Annotated in this window: 9 protein-coding genes; 4 read left to right on the top strand and 5 right to left on the bottom strand. The window is 76.4% G+C overall.

Going from position 1 to position 9,785, the window contains the following annotated elements; translation table 11 throughout:
- Positions 1-2,986 (bottom strand): UPF0182 family protein (locus tag GTR02_RS16055; RefSeq protein WP_166608501.1); only part of this gene is annotated, 2,986 nt, incomplete at its 3' end.
- Between the two features lie 142 nt (positions 2,987-3,128).
- Here GTR02_RS16055 and GTR02_RS16050 point away from each other — a divergent pair.
- Positions 3,129-3,740: a PPA1309 family protein gene (locus GTR02_RS16050; protein ID WP_205709419.1), complete on the top strand. Its 612-nt coding sequence runs from the start codon at positions 3,129-3,131 to the stop codon at positions 3,738-3,740.
- Here GTR02_RS16050 and GTR02_RS24605 read toward each other — a convergent pair.
- The gene (locus tag GTR02_RS24605; protein WP_166608500.1) at positions 3,709-5,058 is read right to left on the bottom strand and encodes a PDZ domain-containing protein; all 1,350 of its coding nucleotides are present in this window, start codon (positions 5,056-5,058) and stop codon (positions 3,709-3,711) included. The genes GTR02_RS16050 and GTR02_RS24605 overlap by 32 nt on opposite strands.
- 144 nt (positions 5,059-5,202) lie before the next feature.
- On the opposite strand from GTR02_RS24605, the gene GTR02_RS16040 reads away from it, so the two are divergent.
- Positions 5,203-6,768: a zinc-dependent metalloprotease gene (locus GTR02_RS16040; protein WP_338073856.1), complete on the top strand. Its 1,566-nt coding sequence runs from the start codon at positions 5,203-5,205 to the stop codon at positions 6,766-6,768.
- A gap of 66 nt (positions 6,769-6,834) precedes the next feature.
- On the opposite strand, the gene GTR02_RS16035 is transcribed toward GTR02_RS16040, so the two are convergent.
- Entirely contained in the window at positions 6,835-7,512 is a 678-nt protein-coding gene (locus GTR02_RS16035) for a M48 metallopeptidase family protein (RefSeq protein ID WP_166608499.1), read from the bottom strand.
- 172 nt (positions 7,513-7,684) lie between these two features.
- On the opposite strand from GTR02_RS16035, the gene GTR02_RS16030 reads away from it, so the two are divergent.
- Both GTR02_RS16030 and GTR02_RS16025 read left to right on the top strand, forming a co-directional pair.
- Positions 7,685-7,843 (top strand): DUF5679 domain-containing protein, encoded by a 159-nt coding sequence (locus GTR02_RS16030; protein WP_166608498.1) that lies wholly within the window; start codon positions 7,685-7,687, stop codon positions 7,841-7,843.
- A 182-nt stretch (positions 7,844-8,025) separates the two neighbouring features.
- Complete coding sequence (locus tag GTR02_RS16025; RefSeq protein WP_166608497.1) at positions 8,026-9,099, top strand: TOMM precursor leader peptide-binding protein; 1,074 nt, start codon at positions 8,026-8,028, stop codon at positions 9,097-9,099.
- A gap of 76 nt (positions 9,100-9,175) precedes the next feature.
- Here GTR02_RS16025 and GTR02_RS16020 read toward each other — a convergent pair whose 3' ends face one another.
- Together GTR02_RS16020 and GTR02_RS16015 are read right to left on the bottom strand one after the other, a co-directional pair.
- On the bottom strand, positions 9,176-9,349 hold the full coding sequence (locus GTR02_RS16020) for a hypothetical protein (RefSeq protein WP_166608496.1): 174 nt from the start codon (positions 9,347-9,349) through the stop codon (positions 9,176-9,178).
- A 125-nt stretch (positions 9,350-9,474) separates the two neighbouring features.
- The gene (locus GTR02_RS16015; RefSeq protein WP_166608495.1) at positions 9,475-9,741 is read right to left on the bottom strand and encodes a WhiB family transcriptional regulator; all 267 of its coding nucleotides are present in this window, start codon (positions 9,739-9,741) and stop codon (positions 9,475-9,477) included.
- Positions 9,742-9,785: the final 44 nt, after the last annotated feature.

Here is a 9,785-nt window from a genome sequence, read left to right as displayed (position 1 = left end):
GGGTGGCGCCGGCCGCCTGCTCGAGGCGGTCCTGCGCCGCGGTGGCCGAGGCGACGGCCTCCGTCAGGCGCGTCTGCGCCTGCCCGTAGGCCGCGAAGTCACCCCGCTGCAGCGCCGCGGCGGAGTCCGCGATCGCCTGCCGCGCGGTGTCCAGGGCCGTGTCCAGCTGCTGCTGCGCGGTCTGGTCGGTGGGCGCGCCCGAGGGCGCCGGCGACGCGGTCGGCGACGGGGTGCCCCCGTCGGCGGGCGGCGTCCCCTGGTCGGGGGCCTGCGCCCCCGACTGCCCGCCGAACACCTGGTTCAGGGCGTCGTCGAGGGTGTCGGCGATGGCGATCCGCTCGCCGAACACGGCCACGACCTTGCGCAGCTGCGGGAAGGAGTTGCTGCCCGTGCTCCGCGCGTACACCGGCTCCACGTACAGCAGACCCCCGCCGACGGGCAGGGTCAGCAGGTTGCCGTTGATGACCTCCGACCCGGCGCCGAGGCCCAGCAGCCGGATCGCCTCGGCGACCTGGGCGTTGGACTGGATGTTGTTCTGCACCTGCACGGGACCCGGGACCGTGGAGGACTGCGGCAGCTCCAGCAGGCGGACCTTGCCGTAGTCGGGGTTCTTCTCCCCGCCCGTCGACCCGGCGTTGGAGTTCACGGCCGCGAAGCCCGTGAGGATCTGGCTGCCGGAACCCGTGGCGTTGCGCAGCGGCACGTAGTTCGTCGTCAGGCTGAACGACGGGGTCGTCGTCCCCGGCATCTGCAGCGTCAGGTAGTACGGCGGCTGCGCGGGCGCCGTGACGCCCTCGGCCGTGTCCTTGGTCGGGTCGCTGGGCACGTCCCAGAAGTCCTGGCCGGTGAGGAACGAGCTCGCGTCCGTGACGTGGTAGCGGGCCAGCACCTCGCGCTGCACCTTGAACATGTCCTGCGGGTAGCGCAGGTGGCTCATGAGGTCGCCGTCGATGTCCGCGAGCGGCTTCACGGCCTGCGGGAAGGCCTTCATCCACGCGCGCAGCACCGGGTCCTGGTCGTCCCAGGCGTACAGCGTGACCTGACCCGTGTAGGCGTCGACGGTGGCCTTGACCGAGTTCCGGACGTAGTTCACCGTGCGGTCCTGCAGGGCCTGGACGCTGTTCTGCGTCTGCGTCAGGGAGTCCTCGGTGACCTCGCCGAGCGCGGTCGTCGCCGAGTACGGGTAGGACGCCGACGTCGTGTAGGCGTCGAGGACCCAGAGGACCTTGCCGTCCACGACGGCCGGGTAGGCGTCGCCGTCCAGGGTCAGCCACGGGGCGACCTTCTCGACCCGCTCGCGCGGCGTGCGGTCGTAGAGGATCTTCGACTCGGCGTTGACCGAGGAGGACAGCAGGATGTTCTGGTCGCCGAACTTCAGCGCGTACGCGGCCTTGCGCACGAGGCCGCCGACGTCCACGCCGCCGTCGCCCTCGTACGTCGTCGTCGCGTAGCCCTGGGCGCTGTTGTCCGGGTAGTCGATCTCGACGGGGTTCTTGTCGGCCGGCCCGCCCACGATCGAGTAGCTCGTGGTGCCCTCGCCGAAGTAGATGCGCGGCTCGTAGTCGCCGAGCTCGCCCGAGGACGGGATGTTGGCCTCGAAGTAGTCCGGCCGGCCGTCGGGCGCGCGCTCGTTGCCGCGCGCCGCGACCACGCCGTAGCCGTGGGTGTAGACGGTGTGCTCGTTGACCCAGTTGCGCTGGGCCGCACCCAGCCCGCCGAGGTTCAGCTCGCGCGCCGCGATCACGGTGTCCTGGGTCGTCCCGCCGAGGTCGTAGCGGTCCACGTCGAGGGTCTCGGGGAACTGGTAGTAGTTGCGCTGGGCCTGCGTCTGCTGGAAGGCGGCGGAGACGACGGAGGGGTCGAGCAGCCGGATCCCGGGGATCGTCTGGGCGTCCTGGCGCAGCTGGTTCTGCGTGACCGTCGTGTCCGCGACGTACTCGCTGACCTCGCTGTCCGCCACGTCGTAGGCGTCGCGGGTCGCGCTGATGTTGCGCTGCACGTACGTCTGCTCGAGCGCCTGCCGGTTCGGGGTGACCTGGAAGCGCTGCACGGCCCAGGGGTAGATGCCCCCGACGGCGATGGCGCAGACCACGAGCAGGGCGGTGCCGATGCCGGGCAGGCGCCACGACGCGCCGACGGCCGCCGCGACGAAGAGGAAGGCCACGAGCACCGCGACGATCGCCAGGATCGCCTTCGCGGGCAGGACGGCGGACACGTCGGTGTAGCTCGGGCCCACGACGCCCTCGATGTTGATGTGCGTGGACGCCGACGTCATGAGCTCGTAGCGGTCCAGCCAGTACCCGGCCCCGCGCAGCAGCAGGAACAGCGCCGCCAGCACCGCGAGGTGGATGCGCGCCGCGCGGGTCGTGCGCGGGCCGCCCCCGGACAGGCGCAGCCCGCCGTAGAGGTAGTGCGTCGCGAGCGCCGCGACGCCGGCCAGCACGACGGCCGCCGACAGGAAGCTCACGAGGAAGGCGACCCACGGCAGCGTGAAGACGTAGAAGCCGTTGTCCATGCCGAACTGCGGGTCCTCGGTCCCGAAGTCGACGCGGTTGACGAAGAGCAGCAGCGTCTGCCACTGGCTCATCGCCACCGAGCCGCCGAAGAGGCCCGTGGCGACCGACAGCACGATGACGACGAGGCGCCGCAGCGGCTCGAGCGACTCGCGGTAGCGGTCCAGCCCGGCCTGCTCGGTGGAGATCGGCGCGTAGATCGGCCGGCTCCGGTAGCCGACGGTCAGCGAGACCGCGACGGCCGCGGCCAGCAGGCCGCCACCGACGACGAACAGCGCGATCTGGAGCCACAGCCGCGTGGTGAAGGTCTGCAGGAAGCCCAGCTGCTCGTACCACCAGACGTCGGTGGCCACGCGGGAGGCGATCACGACGGCGACGAGGATGCCGGCCAGGACGAGCACGGTCGGCAGCAGTGCCCCGCGGCGTCGCCGGCGCAGGACGGGCCGGGACGGCGGGCGCGAAGGGAAGCTCACGACTCAGCAACTTACAAGCAGTGCTCCGCGTGCCCGCGCCGACGCATCGTGACCTCTCCGTCACCACCGCGGTCACCACCGCGCGGCCTCGGGGCGCTCGGGCCCGGACCGCCGCGTGGCGGGCGTGCCACCATGGCCGCCCGTGAGCGAGCCGCACCTGCCCCCGACGCCGTCCCCGATCCCCGCGCCGACGCCGGTCCCGACGCCCGACACCGGCGGGCTGTGGCGCGCCGTCGCCGAGATCGAGCGCCACGTGGCCGCCGACGGGTGGGGCGCGGGCGTCCGCCTCTTCGCCCTCGTGCGCACCGCCGAGGCCCTGCGCCGCGACCCGGGCCTCGCCGACCGCCTCCCCGCGAACGTCGTGGCCGACGCCGAGGCCGACCCCGGCCACCTGACGTCGGTGGAGCAGGAGGGCGTCCCGGAGGTCGGCGAGCTCGACGACCTCCTGGGCCAGCTGGCCTGGCCCGCGGGCGTGGACGGCGCCGCCGTCGTCGTCGAGCGCATCCTCGTGCCGCCGGACGCCGAGGCGGAGGTGCGCGCGGCCGTGGGCCCCGAGGACGAGCGGGCGCGGGCCAGCGCCCTGGCCGCCCACCCCGCGGCGGAGGACGTCCGCATCGCCGTGGGCGTCCTGCGCGACGGCCGCCACGAGTGCGCCGTGCGCAGCCGGTCGAAGGACTCCGACGGCGAGGTGCGCACGGGCGCCGACCTCGTGCCGGGCCTCGTCAGCGCCCTCCAGGCCACCCTGGAGGACTGAGGCGGGCGGGCCGCGAGGGGGTGCCGCAGGTCGGCAGGCTCGCCCCGCGGCCGGCGCCGATGGCCTCCACGGCCGCGCGCGCCCCGTCCAGCGTGGTGATCGGGACGACGGTGATGCCGGCGGGCGTCGCGCCCGCGACCTGCGGGCACTCGGGCGCGGGTGCGAGGAACCAGCGCGCACCCTCGGCGCGGGCGCCGATCACCTTCTGCCGCAGGCCGCCGATGACGCCGACCGCGCCGTTCGCGTCGATGGTGCCGGTGCCCGCGATGTGCTGCCCGCCCGTCATCGACCCCGGCGTCAGCTCGTCGACGATCCCGAGCGCGAACATCGTGCCCGCGCTGGGCCCGCCGACGTCGTCGATGGCGATGTCGATCTGGAACGGGAACGTGTAGTCGACCTCGGGGGCCACGCCCAGGCGCGTCGCGCCGTCCACGGCGTAGGTCCGCGTCGTCACGGTGCGGGGGGCGTCACCGCGGCGCAGGCCCAGCTCGACCGCGGCGCCCGGCTCCAGCGCCGACACGGCCGCGCGCAGCGCCTCGAAGTCGGCCACGGCGCGGCCGTCGACGGCGGTCACGACGTCGCCCGGGCGCAGCACGGCCGCGGCGGGGGCGGCCGGGTCGACCGCCGCCACGCGCAGCGTCGTGGTCGCCGGGACGGGGATGCCGAGCTCCGCGAGCGCGGCGACCTTCGCGCTCTCCTGCGACCCCGTCATCTCCGCGCTGCTCTGGGCGTCGGCCTGCTGCTGCGTCTGCTCCGGCGGGAAGTAGACGGCGCGCGGCACGACGCTGACGTCCGGGTCGCGCCACGCCGTCAGCAGCTCGGGCAGGCTCATCTCCAGCCCGGGCCCGCCCCGCAGCGACACCGTCGTGAAGTCGAGCTCGCCGTCCGTCGGGTACGTCGGGGCCCCCGTGATCGTGATGAGCCCCCGCTCCGCCGACGGGCTGCCGGACGACGACGGGCTCCCGGACGACGACGGGCTCCCGGACGACGACGGGCTCCCGGACGACGACGGGCTCCCGGACGACGACGGACTCCCGGACGACGACGGTGCGGTGCCCGACGACGACGGTGCGGTGCCCGACGACGACGGACCCGTGGTGGTGGGACCGGCCGGCGCGGGAGCGGTCACGTCGCGGACCGGCCCGGGGCTCAGCGCGACGTAGGGCACGGGCACGAGCGTGAGCAGGGAGGCCAGCAGGACGGTCAGCACGGCCGAGGCCGCCAGCAGGACGTTGCGGGGGCCGGCTGCGGCGGCGGGGCCGTCGTCGAGGCGATCCGCCGGGACCTCGCCGGGCCCGGACGGCGTCGCTGGCTGCACCGCCCCACCGTAGGCCAGCGCCCGGCGGTGTCCGCCCGGGGCGGACAGCGCCCTCGCGACGGAACGCGGCGCCGCGGCCGTTCGTCGGTCTGGGCGCGGGGGGGCCAGAATGGCCCCGACCCGGCGATGCACTGGAGGAGCGACGTGGACCAGCGAGGCGACGACGGGCCCGAGGGCCCCGACGACGACCGGAACCACGGGGACGCGCCCGACGGGGGCTCCGTGGACCGTCCCGGCGGCGGCCAGCCCGGCTTCCGCCCGTCCGGCACCCCGGGACCGACCGGTGGCTCCGGCTCCGGCTCCGGCAACCCCCTCGAGGACCTGCTCGGTCCCCTCTTCGCCGGTGGCGGCTTCCCCGGCGGCGGCCTGCCGGGCGGTGGTCTGCCGCCGGGGTTCCCCGCGGGCATCCCCGGCCTGGGCGAGGGCTTCGACCCCGCGATGATGGGGCAGGTCCTGGGGCAGCTGCAGAAGTTCCTGTCCTCCTCGGGCGACTCCCCCGTCAACTGGGAGGTCGCGCACGACGTGGCCCGTCAGGCGGCCGCGCAGACCGGTGACCCGACGCCCGGTGCGGCCGACCGCCGCGCGGTCGAGGACGCCCTGCGCGTGGCCGACCTCTGGCTCGACGGCGTGACGGACATGGACCAGCCGAGCACCACGACCGACTCGTGGAGCCGCGCGGAGTGGGTCGAGCGGACCATGCCGGTCTGGCGCCAGCTCGTCGAGCCGGTGGCCGCCAACGTCGCGACGGCCATGGCCGACGCGATGGCCCAGCAGGCCCCGCCGGAGATGGCCGCGATGCTCGGCTCGGCCGGGCAGATGCTGCGCCAGGTCGGCGGCGGCGTGTTCGGCATGCAGGTGGGCCAGGCCATCGGGACGCTCGCGGGCGAGGTCCTCAGCACCACCGACATCGGGCTGCCGCTGGCGCCGGCCGGGAAGGCGGCGCTGCTGCCCGCCAACCTGGCGTCCTTCGCCGAGGGCCTCGAGGTCCCGCTGGACGAGGTGCGCCGCTACGTCGCGCTGCGCGAGGCGGCCCACCAGCGCCTGTTCGCGCACGTGCCGTGGCTGCGGGCGCACCTGCTCGGGACGGTCGAGAGCTTCGCGCGGGGCATCCGCGTGGACGGCGAGCGGATCGCGGAGGCCGCGAGCTCCGTGGACCCGTCGAACCCCGAGTCGCTGCAGGAGGCGCTGTCGTCGGGCATCTTCGAGCCCGAGAGCACGCCCGAGCAGAAGGCCGCGCTGGCGCGGCTCGAGACGGCGCTGGCCCTGGTCGAGGGCTGGGTCGACCACGTCGTCGACGAGGCCGCCGCCCGCGTCCTGCCGCACGCCGCGGCGCTGCGCGAGACCGTCCGGCGCCGCCGGGCCACGGGCGGGCCGGCCGAGCACGCGTTCGCGGTGCTCGTGGGGCTCGAGCTCCGCCCGCGCCGGGCCCGCGAGGCCGCGGGCCTGTGGGAGCTGCTGCAGCAGCGCGCCGGCGCGGACGGCCGCGACGCCGTGTGGGACCACCCGGACCTGCTCCCGACCGCGGACGACCTCGACGACCCGGCCGCGTTCGCCGACCGGCGCACCGGGGCCGTGGGCGAGCTGCCCGCCGGCGACGACATCGACGCGGCGCTGCGGGACCTGCTCGACGGGGGGACCGGCGACGGGCCGGACGGGAACGGGCCGGACGGCGACGGGAACGGGCCGGACGGCCCTCGCCCGCAGGGGTGACGCCGCGCGGCGGGGGCGAGCGCCCCCGCCGCGTCCGGCAGCGCCGCGTCCGTCAGCGCCGGTGCGTCAGCGCCGGGTGCGTGCCGGTGCGTCCAGCACGACCGTCTCGGTGCTCGTGTCGCGCGCTTCGAGCGCGGCGACCCCGACCTCGTCCGCCCCCTCGTCGTCGAGCAGGTCGTCCACCCCCTCGGGGGCGTCGGGACGACCGGCGGCGAAGTCCGTCCCGGCCAGGAAGCCCCGCGCCCGCTCGGTGCGGGGGTAGGCCTCCAGCAGGGCCCAGAAGTGCCGGCTGTGCGTCGGCACGAGCAGGTGCGCGAGCTCGTGAAGCAGCACGTAGTCGAGGACCCAGCCCGGCATGCCCTGCAGGCGGGTCGACAGGCGGATGCTCCCGTCGGCGGGGGTGCAGGATCCCCAGCGGTTGAGCTGGTTGTCGACCCAGACCACGCTGGACGGGTGCGCGAGGTCGTCGAGGTAGCGCCGCGACAGCTCCTGCGCCCGCTGGAGCAGCACGTCCTCGTGCGGGTTGCGCCGGCGGTCCGCGGCCTCCAGCCGCGCCACCATGCGCTGCACCCACTCGTGCTCCTCCGCCCGCGTGAAGCGGGCAGGGACGAGGACGACGGTGCGCTCCCCGTCGCGGTAGGCAGACACCGTGCGCGTGCGACGGCGGCTGCGACGCACCTCCACGCCGTCCTCCACCCCCGGCAGGCTACCCGCCGCGCCCGCCCGGCGGGAGGGCTTCCGCACACGGGGTGATCGCGGGTCAGCGCAGCGCTGCACGGCGGGGGCCCGCGTGGACACCGGGCCCCGCCCCGGGCGCCCGACCGGGCGCGCCGACGCGCCCGGGACCCGCGTTGAGGGCACGATGGCGCGCAAGGGCCACCGGACGGACCGGCGCGTCACGACACGAGGAGGCACGATGGCCGACACGTACCAGGGCGAGTTCTACTGCGTGAAGTGCAAGGAGAAGCGCGAGGCCGAGGGCGACATCGTCGAGACGAACGGTCGCCGCATGGCGAAGGGCAAGTGCCCCGTGTGCGGCACCAACCTCAACCGGATCCTCGGCAAGGCCTCCTGACCGCCGCCGCCGGGCCGCGCCCGGACGCACCGCTGGCCGCGACCCCACCGGGTCGCGGCCAGCGGTGCGTCGAGGGCTGGGCCGGAGCGGTGGACGGCGGGGCCTGTGGACGGCGGGGTGTGGACGGCAGGGCCTGTGGACGGCGGGAGGGGTGCGCGCCGCGCCTGCGTGAGGGTGGGCGCATGGCCGCTCCCGACCTCTCCCTCACCGGTGTCCCGCTGGCCGTCCGTCCCGGGCGTCGGCTGCAGGTGGGCTCCTCGCCCCGCTCGGGCAGCGTCGTGGGGCCCCTCGACGCCGAGGACGTCACCGCGCTGCTGACCCTCGCCGTGCACGGGCCCGCGGCCTCCTCGACCGCGGCGGGGGCCCGCCGGGCCGCGGCGCTGCTGCGGGAGCTCACGGCGTCCGGTGCCGTCTCCCCCGGCCGGCTGGCCGCGGGTGTGGGACGCCTCTCCCCCGGGCCGACGAGCCGCTGGGCCCCCGACGCGGTGGCGTGGGCGGCGTTCGACCCCGGCGGCCCCCCGGGCCCGGAGCGGCTCGCCGGACGACGGCGGCAGCAGGTCGCGGTCGTGGGCGCGGGCCGGACGGGCGCGGGGCTCGCCGCCGTGCTGTCGGCCGCGGGGGTCGGCCGGGTCGTGGTGGAGGACCCCGGACTGGTCGAGGAGGCCGACCTGTCCCCGCTGGGGACGCGCGCCGAGCACGTGGGGGCGCGCCGCGGCAGCGCGGCGGAGGCGGTGGCGGCCGAGGTGGCCGTTCCCGCTCCGGGTCGGCGCGCGGGTGCGGCCCGCTCCGGGACCGACGCCGCGGGCCCCGGCGCCGACCTCGTGGTGCTGGTCGACCACCACGCGGCCCGCTCCGCGGCCGCGCAGCGGCTCCTGGCGGAGGACGTCCCCCACCTGTCCGTGGTCGTGCGCGACACCGACGCGCTCGTGGGGCCGCTCGTGGTGCCCGGGCGCACGGCCTGCCTGCGCTGCCTCGACCTGCACCGCACCGACGCCGACCCCGGCTGGCCGCTGGCGCTGGACCAGCTGTCCGGGACCGGTGCGGGAACCCGGCAGGAGGAGACGGCGACGGCGACGCTGCTCGCGGGACTCGTTGCGCTGCAGGTCCTCGCCCACCTCGACGGCCTCACTCCACCCGCCCGCGGGGCGACGCTGGAGGTGCTGCTGCCGGAAGGCGTGGTGCAGGTGCGGCGGTGGGTACCCCACCCGGAGTGCGGGTGCGTGGACCTGCCGCTCGTCGTCGTGCCGGCCGGCTGAGGGGCTCAGCCGGCCGGCGGCCGACGGGACGGCCGGTGCCGCGACGCCGGCGGACCGGCGCTCGCCGCGCGCGGCGTCACGCGGGGACGAGGGCCAGGTCGGCCGCCCGCTCGGCGAGGCGCTCGGCCCGCCGCGCGGCGACCTCGGCCTGACGCCGGGCTCGCAGGGCCCGCGCCCTGCGGACCCGTTCGGCGGTCCTGCGCGCTTCCACGAGGCGCTCGCGGACGAGCGCCTCCTCGACGTACGACATCTCGTTCTCCTGACGGGTGCCCGGACCTCGCGTCGAGCGGGCCGGGGGCGAGTGGTGGGGGATCGCCCTCCCGCCCCGGCCGGCGGTGGCCGGGGGCGGGAGGACGGTGCGGTGCAGTGGCGGGGTCACGCGGCGACGGGGTGCTTGCGCGGACGCCCGCGGGGACGCTTGCGGGGCACGACCGTTCCGGCGAGGACGAGCTGGCCTCCCCAGACGCCCCAGGGCTCGTTGCGCTCGAGAGCGCCTGCGAGACAGGCGTTCGCGAGCGGGCACCCCGTGCAGAGCGACTTGGCGAGCTCGACGTCCTCGGGCGACTCGGCGAACCAGAGCTCCGCGTCGAAGCGGCGGCAGGCCAGGTCCTCGAGAGCGTGGCGGCGGTTCGTCGCGCTCACCTCCTCACGTCGGCCGGCGCTGGCGTGCCCGGCCGGGGTTCGGG

Origin of the sequence: Kineococcus siccus, assembly GCF_009906795.1 — a bacterium.
GTDB lineage: Bacteria > Actinomycetota > Actinomycetes > Actinomycetales > Kineococcaceae > Kineococcus > Kineococcus siccus.
The sequence above is the reverse complement of the archived record's forward strand: the minus strand, read 5'-3'. Positions and strand labels throughout refer to the sequence as shown.